Below are 19,977 nucleotides of genomic sequence, written 5' to 3'. Positions count from 1 at the left end.
TCACCGGGCGAGGTCGTCAGCGAAACGGAGTAACCGCCTGCCGTTCCCCGCCGGCCGTCTCGATCGAGGCGGCCAGTGGTTTTATTTATGAGGCTTTGGCGCGGCGCGGCTGCCTGAGATGCTTGATGCCACTCATCTCGACGAAATTCGTCGCCGCTTCCCAAAGGTAATCGCCGTAGAGAAACGGCTCGAAAATATCCGTGCCGGTCAGCGGCAGCGGCGCGATCTCCGCGTCGACGCGTGGCTCGTAGAAGAACGGGATCGAGAAGCGCGCCGTTTTCGGCGCGATCACCCGGTGTCGCGTTGCGCGGACGCGTTCGCCGGTCCAGCGCTCCAGCAACTGGCCAAAATTGACCGCCAGCGTGCCGTTGGCCGGCGGCACGTCGATCCATTCGCCGGCTAGGTTCTTTGCCTGCAAGCCCTCGACGCCGTCCTGCGCCAACAACGTGACAAAACCGGAATCGGCATGCTCGCGGCCGATGATGGTGCGCGTCTCACCCTTGTGCACCACCGAAAACTCCGGTCCGCTGGTGTCGACGCCGGCACTGGCGTCACGCAAGGGGTAACGGATCAGCCGCAGCGTCGAGATGCCGCCTTCGAAACAGGCGTCGAAGATTGTTTCCGGCAGGCCAAGTCCGCGGGCGATCGAACGCATCAGCGCGTTGCCCACCGTCTCCATCGCGCGGTAGTAATCCGCTGCCGCCGCGCGCCAGCCAGGCAGGGCATCTTCGGCCGGTAAGGGTGTCGGCTCGCACAACGGATCGTCGGAAACCGAGGCATCAGCCGCGTCGACAAGACCCGGTTCGGCAAGGTCCGGTCCCATGTCGATGCCTTCCTTGTAGGAAACGGCTGCCGGCTGCAGCGGGAACCAGCCGCGATAGACGTTCTTTTTGCTACGGTCGAAATTCCAGCGCAGCAATTTCTGCTTCTCCGCGTCGGGAAGCGCGAAGACGCGCAGCAATTGCGCCCTTCTTTGCGGCGTCAGCCAGTCATCGCCGGGAAAGTCCCGGACAGCCATGAAGCCGATCCCCGAAGCTGCGGCCATGATCTTGGCGTCGGTGCGGTCACGGGCGGGCGAGGACGGCCCGAACAGATCCGCAATGCCGATGGTTTCGATGTCCAGTGTCATGGTCAGGCCAACCGCATCACGATAATCGATGGAGTTGTATCAAAGCTTTTCAATTGACCCAATCGGCCCCGCCATTACCCTGCCGCTTGTTCTCTCCACCAACGGATCAGGGCGATGGCAAGATACCAGGGCGGATGCCTGTGCAAGGCGGTGCGCTATCACACTGAGGCAGCCCCCATCAACGAACGCATCTGCCACTGCCGGCTGTGCCAGAAGGTGATTGGCGCCGCCTTCAACGCACGCGTGCTGTTTCGCATCGACGATGTGACGATCGAGGGGCCGCTGGCGACGGTGAACACCTCGCCGGACCTCAAACGCGGCTTTTGCCCAAGCTGCGGCACGACGATGTTTTCCCGGCGCGATTCCGCCGGCATCATCGGCATCACCACCGGTTCGCTCGACGATCCCACGGCCTTCAAGCCGCAAATGCATATTTTCACGGCCTCGAAGCAGCCCTGGGTGATGCTTGACGATGGACTGCCGCAGTATGAAGGCGCGCCGCCGCCAGGCTAAAGCGCATCGGCCGGTCCCCGCTGCTGCGCAGCGTCCCGGCGTTCGCCGCCCTTTCACCGTGCCACTGGCACGATGAATTCGCTTGCGCGAACCGGTTGCTCACCATGACCAAAATTTAATCGAAAGAGACACGAGATAGCCGGCAAAGCGTCATTGGCGGGCCATCATTGTCTCCCTATTTACGGGGCGCGGGTACGGCATTCGAGGAGACGACGGATGAACGACAGCATCAGCACCCTGGACGAGCTTTTGAGCGATCCGATGGTCCTGCTTGTGATGGAGCGCGATCGTGTGCGCCCCGAACAGGTGCGCATGCTGCTCGAACGGGTTCGCCGGCCTTCCGTCGACGAGCCCGTAGTGCCGCCGGCCCATATGGTGGCCAAAAGCTGCTTCCAGCAATGGCTGCTTAGTTAGGTGCCGTCAGTTGGAGCTGGCCGGCAAATAACTGTAATGGCTGCGGAAATAGGCGATCCTGAAGCCCAGGCGCGCATAGTTGCGATAGGCCGGGCCGTCGCGTTCGTCGTGCGGCGCCTCGATGTCGGCGACGAACAATTTCGCGCCGGCCGCAATCCCGTCGCGCACCAGCGCTTCCCCAAGCACCGCGTCGAGATCGAAGCTCGGCGCCATGATGCCGGGCACCGGCGCGTCGATGCCGCTCCAGGCCGCGCCGTCGGGGCCGATGAACAGCGAGCGCACTGCCACCACCGCGCCGTCCCGCTTGGCCATGTAGTGATGCCAGCCCTTCCGGTCGACCAGAGCCATCAGCCAGGGTGAGGTTGGCAGCCGGTAGCGGCTATCGATGAAGCCGGCCCATTCGCTTGCCGATGCCTTCGTTACACGTTCGACTGAAACCCCGTCAGCCATGAAGAGCGGCTCGGATGACAGCGGTTCCGCCTCGCGATAAATCCGTTCCCAGCCGCCCTGGCGCTGCAGACCGCGCGCCTCGAGCCAGCATCTGAGGCGCGATGGTTCGGTGTGCGGATTGACATAGAACCAGGGCCGCGAGATGCCGGCGGCGCGGTAATGCGCCAGCAGCGCGTCGAGCTGGCTTTCGGTGGCTGGACTGTCGACGCCGAAATTCTTCACGCAGTTGAAGTGGATGAACGGGATCGTCGTGCAACTGGTCCAGGCGAGGCCGTCTTCTTCCGCTATCGAAAGGCCGTGACTTGCGGCGAAATCTGCAGGCGCGGCGGCATAGAGGTCGAGCCAGGCATTCACCTCGGCGTGCTCGATAATACGGCTGAGGTCGTGCGAGACGTCCTCGATCGCGATGCCAGGCGGGTACGGTTCGGGCAGGGGCTGCAATTCTGACAGGGCGGTCTGCATGGCTCTCCTCCGTCATTTGCCTTACAGTGTAAGATTAGCGGATTCTAATATAACGGCATGGCTTGTCAAGCGGCGCCTTACAAATCCGTAAATTGGATTCCGGGGATCGCCAGACTATGGCTCGGCGGGGATCGCCCCAAACGATTGTTCGACAGAAAGGCTCGATATGGCAGACATCTGCACCCAAGGCGTCGACACCGGCTTTGTCGGCCTGGGATTCGCCAAGGTGGCGTTCCTCGGCGTGGTGCAAGGCATCACCGAATTGCTGCCGATTTCCTCGACCGCCCATATGCGCATCGTGCCGGCCGTGCTCGGCTGGCAGGATCCGGGTTCCGCCTTCTCCGCCGCCATGCAGCTTGCGGCCTTGGCCGCGGTGATCAGCTATTTCTGGAGCGATGTCAGGGATATCCTGTTTGGTTCGCTCGAGGCCCTGACGCGGCGCGATTTCTCCGACCGGCATTTCCGTCTGGCGCTGTGGATCGTGCTGGCGACGATCCCGATCGTCATCGCCGGCGTGGCGCTGTCGGGCGTGCTCAACGCCTGCAATTCGCCGCTGCGCAGCCTGACGGTGATCGGTTGGGCCTGCATCGCGATGGCGATCCTGCTGGCGCTGGCCGAGATTTTTGCCAGTCACCGGCGCACCGTCGGCGAAGCATCGCTGACCGACGCGCTGCTCGTCGGCGTCGCCCAGATCGGCGCGCTGATTCCAGGCGTCTCCCGTTCCGGCTCGACCCTGACTGCCGCGCTCGGGCTCGGCTTCAAGCGGGCCGAGGCGGCGCGGTTCTCGTTCCTGCTCGGGCTGCCGGCGATTGCGCTCGCCGGCCTCAAGGAGCTTTGGGAGCTGCACAAGGTCCATCTCGACGCGCATGGCTGGTCGGTTCTCATCGTCGGACTGGTCGTCGCCTCGGTTTCCGCCTTCTTCGCCATATGGGGGCTGATGCGCGTGCTGGAGCGTTTTTCAGCCTGGCCGTTCGTCGTTTATCGCGGCCTGCTGGGCGTCGTCCTGCTGCTTTGCGTGGCGATGGGATGGCTTGCCTAGGGCACTTTCACAGTATCGCTTGAAACGGGCTATATCCCTACCGGATCCTCCTGAACTTCGATTCCGGTACGCGCATGAATTTCTTGACCCTCCTGCAATCGCTGCCGCTGCTGCTGGCCCTCGCCAAGGGCGCGCTGCCGTCGGTGGCGGCGCTCGGCATGGGATTTGGCCAATGGGTCGCTTCGCTGCCGCCATGTCGTGACGTCGCCTTTGAGGCGACCAGCTACCTCGTCTGCGAGGTCGACCCGAAACGGTATTCGATTGAACTGTTCTGGAAAGATCCGGCGGGCAAGCCGTTTCAATCGTTGCACAATCTCAATGCGTCGCAGCAGGCGGCCAGCCGCGCCATGTTGTTTGCCATGAACGCCGGCATGTATCACCCGAACCTCGATCCGGTCGGTCTGTATGTTGAGCGCGGCAAGGAAATGGCATCGGTGAAAACGGGATCGGGAAGCGGCAATTTTTCCCTGCAGCCGAACGGCATTTTCTACATGAGCAACGGCAGGGCCGCGGTCCGCTCCACCAGGGATTTTCTGAAAAAGCGGCCGCCGCTCGATTATGCGACGCAATCCGGGCCGATGCTGGTGATCGACGGCAAGCTACATCCGAAATTCCAGGCCGACAGCACCTCGCGCAAGACCCGCGACGGCGTCGGCGTGCGAAAGGACGGTGTCGCCGTCTTTGCCATTTCGAACGGCACGGTGACCTTCCATGCCTTCGCCCGTCTTTTTCGCGATGCGCTCGGCTGTGACAACGCGCTGTTCCTCGACGGCACGATATCAAGCCTGTTCGCGTCGGCCATCGGCCGCAACGACGACTACTGGAATCTCGGTCCGATGATCGGCGTTTTCAGGAAATCCTAGCGGCCTTGCCACCCCGCTTGCCCCGCCGATCACTGCCCTGGGGGCCAGATTTCGCGGCCTGGCGCACGCGTAAAAAACTTGATTCAAACTTTATTGGTAATTTCTCGTTCATAACTCGATCTGGTTTGTCCGTCGGCTGTCGTTTTGCCCTCGGTCTGTTGTGTTTTGAGTACAGGTCCAGATGCGGATTCCGGGCGCCATCAGTTTTTTGATCGCATCGCTATGCCTTGCCGGCTGTACCTCGACGGCCGGCGTCGACGCGCTGGATTTGCAGAAACCGTCGAACGAAACCACCAGTTCCGTGATACGACCGCCCGCGCCGATCGCCGCGGCTCCAAAGGCGATGGCCAGGAGTGCGCCGAGGGCCCAAAGGGCGCCCGTTCCTGACAATGGTCTGCCCGACAATGGTCTGGCAGACGACAATGCTGCCGCCGAAAATACTCGGCCCTTCGGCCTGGCGGAAGAAGAGACGGTGTCGTTTCCGGCGCCTGAACTGCCGGACAGCGCCGAGCCGCCGATCGAGCCGGCTGCGCTCGTGGCGCCGCCCAGGCTGCTGAGCCGCGCGGCACCGCCCATGCTGGCCGGGCCGGTCACCCGTTACGGCTTTCGCGACGCCAAGCCGATCAATTTCGGCCGGTCCTCGCCCCGGCACCTTGCCGTGCACGGCGTCGACGTCTCGCGCTGGCAAGGCAACGTCAATTGGGAAAAGCTGCGCGCGCAGGGTGCAAACTTCGCCTACATCAAGGCGACCGATGGCGGCGACCATCTCGATCCGATGTTCATGAAGAACTGGCGCAACGCGGACGCCGCCGGCCTGAAGCGCGGCGCCTATCACTTCTTCTACTGGTGCCGCACCGCGGGCGAACAGGCCGACTGGTTCATCCGCAACGTGCCGAAGATGGATGGCGCGCTGCCGCCGGTGATCGACGTCGAATGGAACGGCGAATCCAGCTGCAAGCGGCGGCCGTCGCGCGAAAAGGTGCTGGAAAAGATGCAGGTGTTCATGGACAAGCTGGAGCGCCACTACGGCCAGCGGCCCATCATCTACACCGCGCCCGATTTCTACCGCGACAATCTCAGGGGCGAATTCCTCGATTATCCGTTCTGGCTGCGCGCGGTGGCGCGCCATCCGTCGAAGGTCTACCCCGACCGCAAATGGCTGTTCTGGCAGTATTCCGGCTCCGGCCTGTCGCACGGTGTCACCGGCCGCATCGACCTCAACGTCTTCCACGGCGACGAACGGCAATGGCGCGCCTGGGCCGGCGGACGGATTTCGGTCGCCGACGCCGACTGAGCCAGCCCATCAGCCCCGGCGTAGTTCGCGCTCGCGTATGTCAGCCGTCTGGGCCAGCACCCAGTCTCGGAACACTTTGATCTTCGGTATGTTGCGGCGGCTTTCCAGATGCACCAGCCAATAGCCGTCGCCATCTGATCCCAGCACTTCAAATGGCTGTATCAACTGGCCCTTTGCCAGCAGAGCGCTGTAGATGTTGCGGGTCAGGATCGCGGCGCCCTGATCGGTCAGCGCCGCCATTGCATCGTAAGCCTGCGAACCCAGGTTCGGTCCGGCGATGACGCGATCGGGCTCGAAGGGTACGCCGGCTGTTTCGAACCAGATTTTCCACCAGGGATCGTCGGCACAGCATAGAGCCACCTTGTAGAGGTCCTCGGGGTGGCGAATGCCGCCCACGCTCTCGGCCAGTTTCGGGCTGAGCATTGGCGTATAGTCCGCCTTGAACAAATAGTGAGCTGTCAGGCCGGGCCATTTTCCGGTGCCGGTTCTGATCCCGATATCCATGTCCTCGCGCGTGAAATCGACCAGCCGGGACGATGTATTCACCTTCACGGCGAGATCGGGATGCATCAGCTGGAATGTTCCAAGCCACACGGCCAGCCAGTTCGATGCGAATGTTTCCGAGGTTGTGACGGACAGCACGCCAGTCGCTCCACCTTTTGTGGCGACCCACGCGTCGGCCAGGGCCGAGAATGCGCCCGTTGCGTGCGGCGCCAATTGCTGTCCAGCTTCGGTCAAGGCGATCTGCCTTGTTTTTCTTATGAAAAGCGGCGTTCCGGCGCGCTCTTCCAGCACCTTGATCTGATAGCTGGCCGCCGACTGTGTCATGCCGAGTTCCTCGGCAGCCTTGGTGAAACTGCCCAGCCGCGCCGCGGCTTCAAAGACGCGAATGGCGCCCAGTGGCGGCAGCTCCCAACTCATGACGCATCAATCCTCCTGATGCATACTACGCGATGTTCGATTGGAAGCCAAGGCCGCGAACAGGCATACTCTTGTTATCAACTCGAACCCGAAAGGACACGGCAATGACCCTCTACAACACTCTTCGTCGTCCGGTGCTCGACCTCTTCACCGCTCCGTTCAGACCCCGCACGCGCGGCCTGCTCGACCAGCGTGCGCTGTCGGATCATTTCCTGCGCGATATCGGCGTGCTCGACGGACACGCTTCTTCCGGCAGCACTCGCTGACTTGCGTGCCCCGCTGACTTGCGTGCCCCGCTGACTTGCGTGCATTGACTGGTGCAAACGGGAGGAAAAGATGAGCGTATCCGCTGAGGCCCTGGCGAAGAGCCGTCAAACGATCTCCTCCTATGAGGATTATGCGGAACAGTATGATGCAATCGTGCGGCATGTTCCCAACCCGAGAGAGCAGGCAGCGCTAAGGCGCCTTGTGGCGATCGCCGGCACAGGCGGCCGGATTCTGGAAGTCGGGTCGGGAGCGGGCTACGATGCCGACTTTCTGGAGACCTTGGGCGCTAAGGTTCGGCGCACCGACGCGACAAAGCGGTTTCTTGAACTGCAGGCCGCGCGCGGCAAGCACGGTGAACTGCTCGATCTCATCACCGATGATCTCGGCGGCCCCTATGACGCAGTCTTGGCCCTGTGCGTCCTGATCCATGTGCCTCGCGACCAGACCGACCAGGTTCTTGCCAAGATCGCCGGATCGCTGCGGCCGGGCGGCGCCTTCCTCGTATCGATGCGCAATGGCGATGGCGAGACGGGCGGCGAATATCATACCGTCTACTGGCGCAGGGACGACTTCGCGGCCCGCATCGAAAGCGCCGGGCTGGTCCTTATCAGGGACGACTTCAACATCGGCCGCAACAACGAAGAGTGGAACACCTTCCTGGCCGTGAGGCCGTCATGAAGGGATCTTTTCCCTTCTCCCACAAAGGGGAGAAGGAGACGGGCGAGCGTTACGCCCCGCCGCTCATCTCTCGACTTTGCGAATAAGCGAGACATTGCCGCCGCAGTGCTGTCTAGTGCCGGTTCCTGCACTCCGGGGGGATCAGGGTGGAGCTGGAGCTCAAATTTCTGCTTGTCGGTTTTGCCTGCGCGGTCTCCGGCATGCTGTCGCTCATCACCTTCGTGAAATGGCGAGAGGTGCAGGCGCTCAGCCGCTGGTTGCCGACGCCGGGAAGGATCATCTCGTCGCGCGTCGAGGCGCGTGAGGTCAGAAGCTCGGGCGCTGGCTCGGACAGCAGCGATACCACCGAGATGCGCAATTTCCCGGCCATCACCTTCGAATACAAAGTCGGCGGCAGGAAATTTCAAAGCTCGCGCTACAGCGTGAAGGAGAATTTGGGGAACTTCGAAGTCCGCGAAACCCTTGCGCAGTTTCCCCGCGGCGCGGAGGTGACCGTCTTCTACAATCCAGCCGACCCGAGCAAGGCCGTGATCGAGCGCACCATGCCGGACGGCGCCTTCAAGTTCATGTTCCAGCTCTCGGCCGGGTTGGTGATCGGCACGGCGGTTCTGGTGTTTTCCATCGGCGGCGTGCTCGAGGCGGTCCAGCCGCATCTGCCCAAACCTCAGAATCTCGGTGCCGCGGCATTGCTGCTGTTCATGGGCCTGTTCGCGCTGCGCATGGGCTTTGCCCAGAAGTCGCTTGCCGAGCAGGCGGCAAAATGGCCGGTCGCCGCTGGTCGCATTGATTCCTCGGGTCTGCAGGCGCTGCGAACCCATTCAAGCTATCAACGCTGGCGCACCGTTTTCAAATCTCGCATCGTCTACAGCTATGGCGTCGCCGGCCAGCGCTACAGCGCCGACCGCGTAACCTTCGGAGCCACGGTCACGGCTTCGCTGCCCGGCCTCGTCGGCGCTCAGGCGCGTCGCTATGTCGAGGGCAGCAAGGTCGACGTGCACTACGATCCCGCCAACCCTGGCTCGGCGGTGCTCGAATGCCGGGTGCGCGGGCTTTGGCTGCTGTGGGTTTGTTCGGCAGGATTTCTCGGCGGCGCCGCCTTTCTGGTCGGGCTGGTCTGAGGACAGGCTTTTGGCTTCCGCAACGCTCTCCCGGAGACATCTGGTGATCATTCGCAAACTGGCCTTTGTTTTTCTGGGCCTGTTCGTCGCGATCCAGGTAGCGAGCGCCAAGGAATGCTTGCTGAGCCACGCCACCTACCGCGAGCCGCGCTCGGGCGCCGTTCTGCAATTTCGGCCACTGGACAATGAGCCGGCGGCGCTGACGGCGCAGGTGTTCTCGCTGAGCGTGCCCAACACCGACAAAAACCTGCCGGCCGACATCACCTGGACGAATGGCAAGAATTCGTTTCCGCTCGGCACCATCCGCCACACCTGCACCGACGACGACCGCGAAGTGGGTCTGCAGGATGGTAGTGGCCTGTGCAGGATATGGGATGGGCAGGTCTATGCCTTGACCGGCGGCGGCGCCGAGCAGTTGAATTCGAGCGAAGCGACCCCGGCACCGAAAGGGCTGTTGCTGCCTGATTTCGGCGCCGCTTTTACCGAATGGGCCGATTTCGCCAATGCCAATCCCAATGGCTCGGCATGGGACGCCTTCACTTTGACAGGATGCAGCGATGAATAACGCTATGAGATCGACCGCCTGGGCCTGCGCCCTGTTTGCATGCGTGATGGTATCCGCCGTGGCACGCGCGGACGAGCCAGCTCCGTCGCGCCCGCCAATCGACAAATGCGTCTGGGAAAAACTGACGGACAAAACTGTCGGGCTTGCCGCCTGGGTGCAGCGCTGCGATTTCGGCTTCCGCCAGATTCATTTCGAATTCGCCGGCAATGCTCTCGCCATCAAATACAGCGATGGCGGTGCGGCCGACCCACTTGTCGAGTTGTATGACATCAAGCCCGGCGAAACCGCCGAAGCCGCATTGCAGCGTCTGTTCCTGGAAAAGACCGAGAAGGCCGTCAGCGCCCGCTGTGTGCTGGCGCCTTACACGCCGGCGGGCACGGCTCCTTCCGTCAAACGCTACACATTCAGCCCCGACGCCGCCTACGCAAAGGAGCTGGAAGCGAAGGCCGATCCACATGAGATCCCAGACCCTCCCTGTGGCGACTGGGGCGAAATGCCCGACGGCATCCAGTATTTCGAGGTACCGAAGGGCGCCGCGCGCAAGCTGCTGTTCGTCCGCATCGGTCAGGATGAACCACTGTTCGACGAGCAGACGCTGCTGGTATTGCCGTAAGGTCCGGGAGTGTGATCCAGGACTAGCGGGCGCGACTCTCCCCTTCTCCCCTTGTGGGAGAAGGTGGATCGGCGCGCAGCGTCGAGACGGATGAGGGGTGCTGGAAGAAACTAGGCGTTAAAATATCGAATGATTTAAGCTCTTATGGCTTGGGAGCAGTGATCCTCCCAGTACCCCTCATCCGACCGAGCTTCGCTCGGCCACGTTCTCCCACAAGGGGAGAAGGGAAGACGCACCTGATCGCTACCCTTAAAACATTTCGGCCCGATCTTACGACCGGGCCGATAACGTTGCGTTTTAGACTAGCGCCTCGGATGTCGCTCAGCTGCACCCGCTCGTAGCACCACACGTGTCGCACTTCTCACAAGTCCCATTCCGCACCATGGTGAAGTTCTGGCACTCGGAACAGGAATTGCCGGTGTAGCCCTGCAGCAGTGACTTGGCGCGGCGGTCGTTGGCGAGTTTCTTTGCCTCGGCCGCTTCATTCGCCGCGGCGTCGGTGAACAGTGCCGCCGTGGTGTCCGAAGCAGCACCCGCCGCTTCCTCGAAAACGATGTCCTCGGCCAGTTCCTTTGCCCGCTCCTCATAGTCGCGCTTGTAGGCGACCGCTTCGTCGCTGGCAGGTTTCAGCGCCAGCACGTTGGACCCGGAGAAGGCGGTCGGCGCCGAGCGGGCAGGGGCGCCCGAGGGAGCCGCGAAGCCCTTCGGATCGTTGCCGCTCACCCGCGATACCAGCTTCACGGGCGAGGCGCCACGGGTCAGGCCCTTGGAGACCGCATCGGTCTTGCCTTCGCTGATGCCGCGGCCAAGTGCGGTGTTGGAAAAGTCCGACTGGTCGACATGGGCGAGGTCGTTGCGGCCGAGATAGGAGATCGCGAGTTCCCGGAACACATAGTCGAGGATCGACGTCGCGCTCTTGATCGCATCATTGCCTTGCACCATGCCGGCCGGTTCGAACTTGGTGAAGGTGAAGGCGTGCACATATTCGTCGAGCGGCACCCCATATTGCAGGCCGAGCGAGATGGCGATGGCGAAGTTGTTGAGAAGGCCACGCAGGGTCGCGCCTTCCTTGTTCATGTCGATGAAGATCTCGCCGAGACGGCCGTCGTCATATTCGCCGGTGCGCAGGAAGATGGTGTTACCACCGATCTTGGCCTTTTGCGTATAGCCCTTGCGGCGGCCGGGCAGCTTTTCCTGCTCGCGCGACACGCGCTCGATGATGCGCTCGACGATCCGCTCGGTGATCTGTGCGGCCCGCGCCGCCGCCGGTGCGGCGATCAGCTGCTCGATCGCCTCGTCCTCGTCGTCCTCGCCATCGGCGAGCAGCGAGGAGTTGAGCGGCTGCGACAGCTTCGAGCCGTCGCGGTAGAGCGCGTTGGCCTTCAGCGCCAGCTTCCACGACAGCATGTAGGCGCCCTTGGCGTCTTCAACCGTCGCATCGTTGGGCATGTTGATGGTCTTGGAGATGGCGCCGGAGATGAAAGGCTGCGCCGCCGCCATCATCTGGATGTGGCTGTTGATCGACAGCGAGCGCTTGCCGATCTTGCCGCACGGGCTGGCGCAGTCGAACACAGCCAGGTGTTCGGCCTTGAGGAAAGGCGCGCCTTCCAGCGTCATCGCACCGCAGACATGGATGTTGGCGGCCTCGATGTCCTTCCTGGAAAAGCCCAGCGCCGGCAGCATCTCGAACGAGAAGTCGTTGAGCTGCTCGTCGGTGAAGCCAAACGTCTCCTTCACCCAGTCGGCGCCGAGCGTCCACTGGTTGAAGACGAACTTGATGTCGAAGGCCGACTTCAAGGCTGCATTGAGTGCCGCGATCTTGTCGTCGGTGAAGCCCTTCGCCTTGAGCGAGCCGGGATTGATCGCGGGCGCCTGGTTGAGATTGCCGTGGCCGACCGCATAGGCCTCCATCTCGCCGATCTGGGCTTCGGAGTAGCCGAGCGTGCGCAGCGCTTCCGGCACGGCGCGGTTGATGATCTTGAAATAGCCGCCGCCGGCCAGCTTCTTGAACTTAACCAGCGCGAAGTCGGGCTCGATGCCGGTGGTGTCGCAATCCATGACCAGGCCGATCGTGCCGGTCGGCGCGATGACGGTTGCCTGCGCATTGCGATAGCCATGCTCCTCGCCGAGCTCGATGGCGCGGTCCCAGGCGGCCTTGGCGTGCACCGCAAGGTCCTGCTGCTTCAGGTCGGAGGCGACCAGCGGCACCGGGTTGACGGCGAGCTTCTCATAGCCCTGCTTCTCGCCATAGGCGGCACGGCGATGGTTGCGCATGACGCGCAGCATGTTCTGCGCATTGCGGTCGTAGTCGGCGAAGGCGCCGAGTTCGGCGGCCATCTCGGCCGAGGTGGCATAGGCCGTGCCGGTCATGATCGCGGTGAGTGCGGCGCAGATGGCGCGGCCCTCGTCGGAGTCGTAAGGGATGCCCGACGTCATCAGCAGGCCGCCGATGTTGGCGTAGCCCAGGCCGAGCGTGCGGTATTCATAGGACTGCTTGGCGATCTCCTTCGACGGGAACTGCGCCATCATGACCGAGATTTCGAGAACGATGGTCCACAGCCGCACCGTGTGCTCATAGGCGGCGATGTCGATCGTGCCGTCGGCATTGCGGTAGGGCAGGAGGTTGATCGAGGCCAGGTTGCAGGCCGTGTCGTCGAGGAACATGTATTCCGAGCACGGGTTGGACGCCCGGATCGCACCGGCGGAGGCGCAGGTGTGCCAGTCGTTCATCGTCGTGTTGAAATGCAGGCCCGGATCGGCCGACGCCCAGGCGGCGTAGCCGATCTTTTCCCACAGGTCCCGCGCCTTCAGCGTCTTCAACACCTTGCCGTCCTTGCGGGCGGTCAGGTGCCAGTCGGCATCGTCCTCGACAGCGCGCAGGAAATTGTCCTTCAGCGACACCGAATTGTTGGAATTCTGGCCCGAAACGGTGAGATAGGCATCGGAATCCCAATCGGTGTCGTAGGTCTTGAACGACATCGACGTGTAGCCCTGCTTGGCGAACTGGATGACGCGGTAGATGTAGTTCTCCGGCACTGCGGACTTCTTGGCCGCCTTGATCTCGCGCTTCAGCGCCGTGTTGATCGACGGGTCGAAACAGTCGTCGTCATTGCCTTCGCAGTTGACGCAGGCCTTCATGATCGCTTCGAGATGCTTCTTGACGATCTTGGAGCCGGTCACCAGCGAGGCGACCTTCTGCTCTTCATTGACCTTCCAGTCGATGAATTCCTCGATATCGGGATGGTCGGCGTCGACAATGACCATCTTGGCTGCGCGACGCGTCGTGCCGCCCGACTTGATGGCGCCCGCCGCGCGGTCGCCGATCTTGAGGAAGCTCATCAGGCCGGACGAGCGGCCGCCGCCGGACAGCTTTTCGCCTTCGCCGCGCAGCAGCGAGAAGTTGGAGCCGGTGCCGGAGCCGTATTTGAACAGGCGCGCTTCACGCACCCAAAGGTCCATGATGCCGCCCTCGTTGACGAGGTCGTCCTGCACGCCCTGGATGAAGCAGGCATGCGGCTGCGGATGCTCATAGGAGGATTTCGACTTGGTCAGCTTGCCGGTGAACGGGTCGACATAGAAGTGTCCCTGGCTCGGGCCGTCGATGCCATAGGCCCAGTGCAGGCCGGTGTTGAACCATTGCGGCGAGTTCGGCGCCACGCGCTGCGTGGCCAGCATGTAGGCAAGCTCGTCGCGGAAGGCGCGCGCGTCTTCCTCCGACGCCTTGAAGTAGCCGCCCTTCCATCCCCAGTAGGTCCAGGTGCCGGCCAGCCGGTCGAAGACCTGGCGGGCGTCGATCTCGGAGCCGTAGCGTTCGGCTTCCGGCAGCTTGGCAAGCTCGGCCTCATCGGCGACGGAGCGCCACAGGAAGGAGGGGACGTCGTTATCTTCGATCTTCTTCAGCCGCGCGGGGACACCGGCCTTGCGGAAATACTTCTGCGCCAGGATGTCGGCGGCAACCTGGGAGAACTGCGCCGGCACATCGATATTGTCGAGACGGAACACCACCGAGCCATCCGGATTCTTGATCTCCGAAAGCGCCTTGCGGAATTCGATCTCCGCGTAAGCCGATTGCCCTTGCTTGGTGAAACGCCGCTCGATGCGCATTGGTCCGATCCCTTTTGTCTATATATAGCGCTTTCGTCTGGGGATTTCTGCCCCCAATGCGAAACACGCATGTCCGCCGCCTGCCGGCGTTCGAAAACAGCCGGCTCTCCATTTCGCAGTCTCCGCCGGCCCTGCTGGTCAAACTCCTTGCGAAGTGCCTGTCCAACGCGCCGACGAACCCCGCGGGCCCCTCAAAACTGATGTTTTTTCCGATTCCCTCACTCGAGGGAAATTCACACTATCTAGCGTCGAACCTACCTGCAAACACTAAATATAGTATTAACAGACAATTTATTCCAGTCCGACAATTCTCCCTATTGTCCCCAACGGCCCCACAACCCCAACGCTTCCGCCGGCCTCGTGAACGGGCGGAAATGCGGGCAAAAACGCACATAATCCGGGAAAAAGACCGGGCTCAGAACTTTCCGGTCGCACTCTCAACAGGAGCGCATGGCCTATAAAAGGCGACTCGTTTTGCGCCGTCAAGGATTCGTTTGCGTAGCTTTTGTGACCCCAACATCTTGTGTGGCAGATATGTGGATAACGGGGATAGAATTGCAGCGCGGCGATCACTTCGCCGCTGTATCCCGAGGGATCAGCCGTAATGCAGTTTCGGCTTTGGCTCGGTGCCGGTGAACCGCACCCCGACGCGGTCATTGCGGCGCCAGCGAACCTCGCACCGATAGGCGATGCCGTCGAGCGGCACGTAGAGAAGAAAGCGATCGGGAACCCGAGCCTCGAGCGGTATCTTCAGTTCGGCACCGCTCTCGTGTTGATTGCGCAACGTGCAGCCGACCTCCGAGTTCTGAATCCCGGTGATGATCGTTCCGCCCTTGAGCACGCGCGGACGATGCTCGCGCTCGGGCTCGCCGGAATCTTCCGGAAGTGGGTCTACAGGGTTCACCATCGATAACACGCCAGACCACCGAGCGATTCTTATGCGTGAATGATTAGCAAACCATTCACGGCCCCGCATCGAAAACCGTGCGGGCGTACTTGGTGTGGAGTGGACTCCCGGAGTCGGAGATCGCGGCCGATCAGGAAAATCTATGCGGATCGGCGCAGAAATAGGCGATGATCTGGCAAAGGTCGGGTTCGTTGACCATGCGCACCGCTTCCTTGGAACTGACCCATTTGCGGGTGCGCGAATTCTTTTCCTTCCAACGATCGGCGATCTTGTCGACGTGCAGCGGAAACACCAGGACTTCGCACGGTACTTCCTCACCGGAAGCCAACACCTTGGCGTAGAAATAGCGACCGGCCTCAAGGTGCGACACCGTTCCGCGTAGCCCGGCTTCCTCGCCGGCCTCGCGCGCCGCGGCCTCGCAGAGTGGTTCCCTGGCTTCCGGCCAGCCCTTGGGCAACACCCAGCGGCCCGTATCGCGGCTGGTGATCAGCATGACCTCGACGCCATTGTCGCCATCCCGCCAGGGCAGGGCGGCAACCTGCAGACGGCACGGCGCCGTGCCGAAGAGTCGCCGGACCCTTTCAGCCAGATGGTTGTGCGTCGTTGGCCTTGTCAACATCGGAGAAGCTAGCCCCAGCCTCCAGAATCGTTTGCCGCCCACGAATCTTACGGCCAATTGTCAGCAATAAAAGTAAAAACTTTGGATGCACTGGCCAATTTCCGCCAACAAAGGTCGAATTCACAGGAAATCGTACCCTGTGAGCCCATTCCGCAAGCAAATGGTACCCGGTAGCGGCTACAAATTTAATAAAAACGCTCTGTCGCGAATCAGCCGGCGTGATCGTCGGCGATCGGCTTCTGATAGGTGAAGCCCATGTCCCACGGGAAATAGATCCAGGTGTCCTGGCTGACTTCGGTGACGAACGTATCGACCAGCGGCCGGCCTTTCGGCTTGGCGTAGACAGTGGCGAAATGCGCCTTCGGCATTATTGCGCGCACGATGCCCGCCGTCTTGCCGGTATCGGTCAGGTCGTCGATGATCAGCACGCCGGCGCCGTCGTCGGCCAGCAAGGCGGGGGTGATCTCCTTGAGAACCTGCAACTGCCCCTGGCTGGTGTAGTCGTGATAGGAGGCGACGCAGACCGTCTCGATGACGCGGATGCCGAGTTCGCGCGAGATGATGGCAGCCGGAACCAGCCCGCCACGCGTGATGCACACGATCGCTTTCCATTGCCCCTTGTTGGCACCCGCAAGCCGCCACGCAAGCGCGCGGGCGTCACGATGGAACTGGTCCCAGGAGACCGGAAAGGCTTTTTCAGGAAGGGACATGTTGCGCACTCCGCAGCACGCGGGGATCGCGCGCAAGAAAACAAGGGAATGCGCGCGGAATTAACTGGAAAGCCTTGGCCTTGGCAAGGGCAGGGGCCAGCGATCGCTGTGGACTTAGCGCGACAGGAAGGCCGCCACCGGCGCTGTGCGCAGCACGGTGCGGGTCACGCCGCCAAACAGAAGCTGGCGCAGCCAGGAATGGCTGTAGGCGCCGAGCACCAGCAGATCGGCGCCGGTCTCCGCGATTCTGGTCTGGATGATGTCGTCGATCGAATTGCCGCCCGATCTCTGCACCGAGACGCTGACGGTGGCGCCGTGGCGCGATAGCGCGGACGCGATTTCGGCCCCGGCAGCCTCCGGGCTCTCGTCGAGCGAGTCGGGTGGGTCGATGACCAATATGTCGGTTTTCTCGGCTTCGATGATGAAGGGTAGCGCGTCGAAGGCGGCGCGGGCCGCTTCCTTGCTGCCGTTCCAGGCGAGCAGAACATGCTTGAAGGTGGTGACCAGCGGGCCGGCATGCGGCACCACCAGCACCGGCCGCCCGGCATCATAGACCAGCGTATCGACATCCGCGCTCGGGTCGCCGCCCGTCTCACGCTGCGCGGCGATGATCAGATCGGCGGCGCGCACGCTGGAAATGCCGGTCAGCGCGCTGTCGCCCGAAAAGCTCTCCAGGCTTCGCCACTCGAAGGAAAGTCCGGAGCTCTCGATATGCCTTAGGAAAATGGCCTGCAGCTTCTCGGCCCGCTCCCGGTTCATGTCGGCCGAAACCTGCAGGAACTCGGTGTCGGGAAAGCCGGTGGCCGAGGTGAAGGGCACCGGAAGCGTTTCGGCATGGATACCAGTCAGATGGCTCTGGAACCGGTTGGCGAGCGGAACGGCGCAGTCCAGCACGCGCTCGGCGTCCTGCTCGTTTTGCAAAATGGCGACGATGGTCTTGAATCGCATGGTAATCCCCTCAGTTTACAAGCGATCGAACTTGCACGAAGGAAACGTTGCAGCGTCGCGCTTGGTTCCGGTCTGGACCAGATCAGCCGGGATTGCTGGCGAACCCGGCCACCATTGCCTCGACATCGGCACGTGCTGCATCCAGTGCTTCCTGGCTGCGGGCGCGCACGACCAGTTCGGTCCAGAATTTGCCATCGCCATATTTCGGATAGGAGCCGATGATCGTGTCCGGATGCGCTTTCTGGATGTCGCCCAGCGGTCCGCCGATGAGGCCTTCGCCGAATGGGCAGTGCACGCTTGCCGACAGCATCCGGGTGCCGGCCTTCAGCGTCGGCACGACATTGTCGAGCATCGCCTGGAAGATCGACGGGACGCCGGCCATGACATGGACGTTGCCTATGCGGAAGCCGGGCGCAACGGAAACCGGGTTGTCGATCAGATCGGCGCCACGCGGCATTCGCGCCATGCGTTTGCGGGCCTCGGTGTATTCGATGCCACGCGCCGCATAGCTGGCCTCGAGCATGGCATAGGCCTTGGCATCGTATTCGCAAGGCACGCCGAAGGCCTTGGAAATGGAATCGGCCGTGATGTCGTCATGCGTCGGGCCAATGCCGCCGGTGGTGAACACATAGGTGTAGCGTGCGCGCACTGCATTCACCGCCGTGACGATCTCGTCTTCCTCGTCCGGAACGATGCGCACTTCCTTCAGGTCGATGCCGATCGCCGTCATGATATCGGCGAGATGACCGATGTTCTTGTCCTTGGTGCGGCCGGACAGGATCTCGTCACCGATGACGAGCATGGCGGCGGTTACGATTTCGGGCATGGAAGGCTCCGGCAAGACAGTCGCCTCAGATAGCGCGGCGCGGCAGCAGCCGCAATGCCGGCTGGGCGGCGAACAATTTGTGCCGATATGCGAGATATCCATCGAACCCAGGCCCGGCTTCGATGCAAGGTTGCAGCGGCACCGGATGCGGCTAAGCTCAAGCCGGTTCTGGTGCGGGTGAACAATGCTCCTGTCGATTCTGTCATGGCTGGTAGCCGGGCTGTTGTTGCTGGCGGTCCTGGGGATCGCAAGCCTGGTACTGGCGACGCTGTTGATCGCGGCCAAGGCCGAGAGGCTGGTGCCGCCGGTTGGAAAATTCATCGAGCTAGACGGCAACCGCATCCACTATGTCGACCAGGGCGAGGGGCTGCCGATCGTCTTCCTGCACGGGCTTGGCGCGCAACTCCACCATTTCCGGCACACGCTGTTCGGACGGCTAGGTGCGGGCTACCGGTTGATCGCGCTCGATCGACCAGGCGCGGGCTATTCGGTGCGTGCGAGCGGGGCGACGGGGCGGCTGCCCGAACAGGGCGAGATCGTGCGACGCTTCATTGAAGCTCTCAGGCTGGAAAAGCCGCTGGTGGTCGGTCATTCCCTGGGTGGTGCCATCGCGCTGACCCTGGCGGTGGAACATCCCGAAGCGATTTCCGGCATCGCTCTCCTGGCGCCATTGACCCATATGGAAGCCGGCGGGCGCGAAAAGTTCGGCTCACTCTATATTCCGTCACGCCTGTGGCGCTGGATCATGAGCTACACGGTGGCGATACCGACAAGCCTCAGATATGCGCGGCCGACAATGGAGTTCATCTTCGCGCCGCAGGTCCTGCCCGGCGATTACATGGTCGGAGGAGGCGGCTGGCTCGGGCTCAGGCCGGCCCATTTCTATGCCATGTCCTCCGATGTCGTGGCGATCGAGCGTGACCTTGGCCGCATCGAGAAGCGCTATGGCGAGATCGCCATGCCGGCCGGCATTCTCTTCGGCGATGCCGATCGCGTCACTACCTTCCACACCCAAGGCGCGCCGATGAGGTCCAGGATCGACGGGCTCGATTTCGAATTGGTCGAGGGCATGGGGCACATGCCGCAATTCGTCGCGCCGGAGCGGATTGTGGCCTTCATCAAGCGCGTCGCCAACCGGGCGTTCGCCGCTCGGACATCACCGCGGCCTCACGACAATTTCACTGAACCATCCGGCTGATTGCCGGGTTTTAGTCGTGTCGCACCCAAGGCGGCAAAGACACGGAGTAATTCAATGGTCACGAAACTTCTCGCAGCATCCGTTCTGACGATTGGTCTTGCCACATCGGCGATGGCACAGTCGTCGGACAGCACCTATTCCAACAAGCACGACTGGTGGCCGTTCGGCAATGGAAACCATACAAGCGTCGATACCACCACCACCGGAAGCATCAACGGCGACCGCTCAGGATTGAACACCCTGGGCACCGGACCGATCGGGCCTTGTGCCTCCGACACGGCCGGTCCCGACGCGAATGCCCAAGGGAACGTGAACGATCAGTATTGCGGCAAATAGTTG

Annotated in this window: 21 protein-coding genes; 12 read left to right on the top strand and 9 right to left on the bottom strand. The window is 62.3% G+C overall.

Features of this window, described 5'->3' with window-relative positions; genetic code table 11:
- Positions 1-85: 85 nt before the first annotated feature.
- Positions 86-1,129, bottom strand: coding sequence for an isopenicillin N synthase family dioxygenase (locus HNQ71_RS00630; protein WP_184870720.1), 1,044 nt, complete (start codon positions 1,127-1,129; stop codon positions 86-88).
- A 114-nt stretch (positions 1,130-1,243) separates the two neighbouring features.
- On the opposite strand from HNQ71_RS00630, the gene HNQ71_RS00625 reads away from it, so the two are divergent.
- Positions 1,244-1,642, top strand: a complete 399-nt coding sequence (locus HNQ71_RS00625) for a GFA family protein (RefSeq protein ID WP_184870719.1) — start codon at positions 1,244-1,246, stop codon at positions 1,640-1,642.
- 216 nt (positions 1,643-1,858) lie between these two features.
- Complete coding sequence (locus tag HNQ71_RS00620; protein WP_184870718.1) at positions 1,859-2,056, top strand: hypothetical protein; 198 nt, start codon at positions 1,859-1,861, stop codon at positions 2,054-2,056.
- A gap of 6 nt (positions 2,057-2,062) precedes the next feature.
- On the opposite strand, the gene HNQ71_RS00615 is transcribed toward HNQ71_RS00620, so the two are convergent.
- Positions 2,063-2,968, bottom strand: coding sequence for a hypothetical protein (locus HNQ71_RS00615; protein WP_184870717.1), 906 nt, complete (start codon positions 2,966-2,968; stop codon positions 2,063-2,065).
- 166 nt (positions 2,969-3,134) lie between these two features.
- On the opposite strand from HNQ71_RS00615, the gene HNQ71_RS00610 reads away from it, so the two are divergent.
- The 3 genes from HNQ71_RS00610 (at position 3,135) to HNQ71_RS00600 (ending at position 6,164) form a co-directional block, all read left to right on the top strand.
- Positions 3,135-4,007 (top strand): undecaprenyl-diphosphate phosphatase, encoded by an 873-nt coding sequence (locus HNQ71_RS00610; RefSeq protein ID WP_184870716.1) that lies wholly within the window; start codon positions 3,135-3,137, stop codon positions 4,005-4,007.
- A gap of 74 nt (positions 4,008-4,081) precedes the next feature.
- Positions 4,082-4,870 (top strand): phosphodiester glycosidase family protein, encoded by a 789-nt coding sequence (locus HNQ71_RS00605; protein WP_184870715.1) that lies wholly within the window; start codon positions 4,082-4,084, stop codon positions 4,868-4,870.
- Positions 4,871-5,051: 181 nt separating this feature from the next.
- Positions 5,052-6,164, top strand: a complete 1,113-nt coding sequence (locus HNQ71_RS00600) for a glycoside hydrolase family 25 protein (RefSeq protein ID WP_184870714.1) — start codon at positions 5,052-5,054, stop codon at positions 6,162-6,164.
- A 9-nt stretch (positions 6,165-6,173) separates the two neighbouring features.
- On the opposite strand, the gene HNQ71_RS00595 is transcribed toward HNQ71_RS00600, so the two are convergent.
- Positions 6,174-7,085, bottom strand: coding sequence for a LysR family transcriptional regulator (locus HNQ71_RS00595; RefSeq protein ID WP_184870713.1), 912 nt, complete (start codon positions 7,083-7,085; stop codon positions 6,174-6,176).
- Between the two features lie 104 nt (positions 7,086-7,189).
- Here HNQ71_RS00595 and HNQ71_RS00590 point away from each other — a divergent pair, with 104 nt between their 5' ends.
- From HNQ71_RS00590 to HNQ71_RS00570, 5 genes are all read left to right on the top strand, one after another.
- Entirely contained in the window at positions 7,190-7,351 is a 162-nt protein-coding gene (locus HNQ71_RS00590) for a hypothetical protein (protein ID WP_184870712.1), read from the top strand.
- Between the two features lie 70 nt (positions 7,352-7,421).
- Entirely contained in the window at positions 7,422-8,030 is a 609-nt protein-coding gene (locus HNQ71_RS00585; protein ID WP_184870711.1) for a class I SAM-dependent methyltransferase, read from the top strand.
- Between the two features lie 146 nt (positions 8,031-8,176).
- Positions 8,177-9,148 carry a DUF3592 domain-containing protein gene (locus HNQ71_RS00580; protein ID WP_184870710.1) on the top strand — a complete coding sequence of 324 codons (972 nt, stop codon included), beginning with the start codon at positions 8,177-8,179 and terminating at the stop codon, positions 9,146-9,148.
- Positions 9,149-9,191: 43 nt separating this feature from the next.
- Positions 9,192-9,713, top strand: coding sequence for a hypothetical protein (locus HNQ71_RS00575; protein ID WP_184870709.1), 522 nt, complete (start codon positions 9,192-9,194; stop codon positions 9,711-9,713).
- On the top strand, positions 9,706-10,326 hold the full coding sequence (locus HNQ71_RS00570; RefSeq protein WP_184870708.1) for a hypothetical protein: 621 nt from the start codon (positions 9,706-9,708) through the stop codon (positions 10,324-10,326). The genes HNQ71_RS00575 and HNQ71_RS00570 overlap by 8 nt, the downstream gene beginning before the upstream one ends.
- Before the next feature lie 321 nt (positions 10,327-10,647).
- Here the strand turns inward: HNQ71_RS00570 and HNQ71_RS00565 are convergent, their stop codons facing one another.
- The 6 genes from HNQ71_RS00565 to HNQ71_RS00540 all read right to left on the bottom strand — a co-directional run bounded on the left by HNQ71_RS00565 (position 10,648) and on the right by HNQ71_RS00540 (position 18,440).
- Positions 10,648-14,430 (bottom strand): vitamin B12-dependent ribonucleotide reductase, encoded by a 3,783-nt coding sequence (locus tag HNQ71_RS00565; protein WP_184870707.1) that lies wholly within the window; start codon positions 14,428-14,430, stop codon positions 10,648-10,650.
- A gap of 595 nt (positions 14,431-15,025) precedes the next feature.
- Complete coding sequence (locus HNQ71_RS00560) at positions 15,026-15,337, bottom strand: PilZ domain-containing protein (RefSeq protein WP_184870706.1); 312 nt, start codon at positions 15,335-15,337, stop codon at positions 15,026-15,028.
- A gap of 130 nt (positions 15,338-15,467) precedes the next feature.
- Positions 15,468-15,956 (bottom strand): NUDIX hydrolase, encoded by a 489-nt coding sequence (locus tag HNQ71_RS00555; protein WP_184870705.1) that lies wholly within the window; start codon positions 15,954-15,956, stop codon positions 15,468-15,470.
- Between the two features lie 209 nt (positions 15,957-16,165).
- Positions 16,166-16,666 (bottom strand): xanthine phosphoribosyltransferase, encoded by a 501-nt coding sequence (gpt, locus tag HNQ71_RS00550; protein WP_184870704.1) that lies wholly within the window; start codon positions 16,664-16,666, stop codon positions 16,166-16,168.
- Positions 16,667-16,780: 114 nt separating this feature from the next.
- Complete coding sequence (locus tag HNQ71_RS00545) at positions 16,781-17,614, bottom strand: universal stress protein (RefSeq protein WP_184870703.1); 834 nt, start codon at positions 17,612-17,614, stop codon at positions 16,781-16,783.
- Positions 17,615-17,696: 82 nt separating this feature from the next.
- Positions 17,697-18,440 (bottom strand): competence/damage-inducible protein A, encoded by a 744-nt coding sequence (locus HNQ71_RS00540; protein WP_184870702.1) that lies wholly within the window; start codon positions 18,438-18,440, stop codon positions 17,697-17,699.
- Positions 18,441-18,624: 184 nt separating this feature from the next.
- Here HNQ71_RS00540 and HNQ71_RS00535 point away from each other — a divergent pair, with 184 nt between their 5' ends.
- Together HNQ71_RS00535 and HNQ71_RS00530 are read left to right on the top strand one after the other, a co-directional pair.
- Positions 18,625-19,638: an alpha/beta fold hydrolase gene (locus HNQ71_RS00535; protein ID WP_184870701.1), complete on the top strand. Its 1,014-nt coding sequence runs from the start codon at positions 18,625-18,627 to the stop codon at positions 19,636-19,638.
- A 54-nt stretch (positions 19,639-19,692) separates the two neighbouring features.
- A complete protein-coding gene (locus HNQ71_RS00530) occupies positions 19,693-19,974 on the top strand; it encodes a hypothetical protein (protein WP_184870700.1) in 282 nt (93 codons plus the stop codon).
- Positions 19,975-19,977: the final 3 nt, after the last annotated feature.

Origin of the sequence: Mesorhizobium sangaii (assembly GCF_014207355.1) — a bacterium.
In the GTDB taxonomy this organism is placed as follows: domain Bacteria; phylum Pseudomonadota; class Alphaproteobacteria; order Rhizobiales; family Rhizobiaceae; genus Mesorhizobium; species Mesorhizobium sangaii.
The sequence above is the reverse complement of the archived record's forward strand: the minus strand, read 5'-3'. Positions and strand labels throughout refer to the sequence as shown.

Bases quoted from the DNA above. Each gene is read 5' to 3' on its own strand.
- HNQ71_RS00605 (WP_184870715.1), top strand. From the start codon at position 4,082: ATGAATTTCTTGACCCTCCTGCAATCGCTGCCGCTGCTGCTGGCCCTC.
- HNQ71_RS00530 (WP_184870700.1), top strand. From the start codon at position 19,693: ATGGTCACGAAACTTCTCGCAGCATCCGTTCTGACGATTGGTCTTGCC.
- HNQ71_RS00595 (WP_184870713.1), bottom strand. From the start codon at position 7,085: ATGAGTTGGGAGCTGCCGCCACTGGGCGCCATTCGCGTCTTTGAAGCC.
- HNQ71_RS00585 (WP_184870711.1), top strand. From the start codon at position 7,422: ATGAGCGTATCCGCTGAGGCCCTGGCGAAGAGCCGTCAAACGATCTCC.
- gpt (WP_184870704.1), bottom strand. From the start codon at position 16,666: ATGTCCCTTCCTGAAAAAGCCTTTCCGGTCTCCTGGGACCAGTTCCAT.
- HNQ71_RS00555 (WP_184870705.1), bottom strand. From the start codon at position 15,956: ATGTTGACAAGGCCAACGACGCACAACCATCTGGCTGAAAGGGTCCGG.
- HNQ71_RS00565 (WP_184870707.1), bottom strand. From the start codon at position 14,430: ATGCGCATCGAGCGGCGTTTCACCAAGCAAGGGCAATCGGCTTACGCG.
- HNQ71_RS00570 (WP_184870708.1), top strand. From the start codon at position 9,706: ATGAATAACGCTATGAGATCGACCGCCTGGGCCTGCGCCCTGTTTGCA.
- HNQ71_RS00615 (WP_184870717.1), bottom strand. From the start codon at position 2,968: ATGCAGACCGCCCTGTCAGAATTGCAGCCCCTGCCCGAACCGTACCCG.
- HNQ71_RS00590 (WP_184870712.1), top strand. From the start codon at position 7,190: ATGACCCTCTACAACACTCTTCGTCGTCCGGTGCTCGACCTCTTCACC.
- HNQ71_RS00630 (WP_184870720.1), bottom strand. From the start codon at position 1,129: ATGACACTGGACATCGAAACCATCGGCATTGCGGATCTGTTCGGGCCG.
- HNQ71_RS00540 (WP_184870702.1), bottom strand. From the start codon at position 18,440: ATGCCCGAAATCGTAACCGCCGCCATGCTCGTCATCGGTGACGAGATC.
- HNQ71_RS00625 (WP_184870719.1), top strand. From the start codon at position 1,244: ATGGCAAGATACCAGGGCGGATGCCTGTGCAAGGCGGTGCGCTATCAC.
- HNQ71_RS00610 (WP_184870716.1), top strand. From the start codon at position 3,135: ATGGCAGACATCTGCACCCAAGGCGTCGACACCGGCTTTGTCGGCCTG.
- HNQ71_RS00620 (WP_184870718.1), top strand. From the start codon at position 1,859: ATGAACGACAGCATCAGCACCCTGGACGAGCTTTTGAGCGATCCGATG.
- HNQ71_RS00545 (WP_184870703.1), bottom strand. From the start codon at position 17,614: ATGCGATTCAAGACCATCGTCGCCATTTTGCAAAACGAGCAGGACGCC.
- HNQ71_RS00560 (WP_184870706.1), bottom strand. From the start codon at position 15,337: ATGGTGAACCCTGTAGACCCACTTCCGGAAGATTCCGGCGAGCCCGAG.
- HNQ71_RS00535 (WP_184870701.1), top strand. From the start codon at position 18,625: ATGCTCCTGTCGATTCTGTCATGGCTGGTAGCCGGGCTGTTGTTGCTG.
- HNQ71_RS00600 (WP_184870714.1), top strand. From the start codon at position 5,052: ATGCGGATTCCGGGCGCCATCAGTTTTTTGATCGCATCGCTATGCCTT.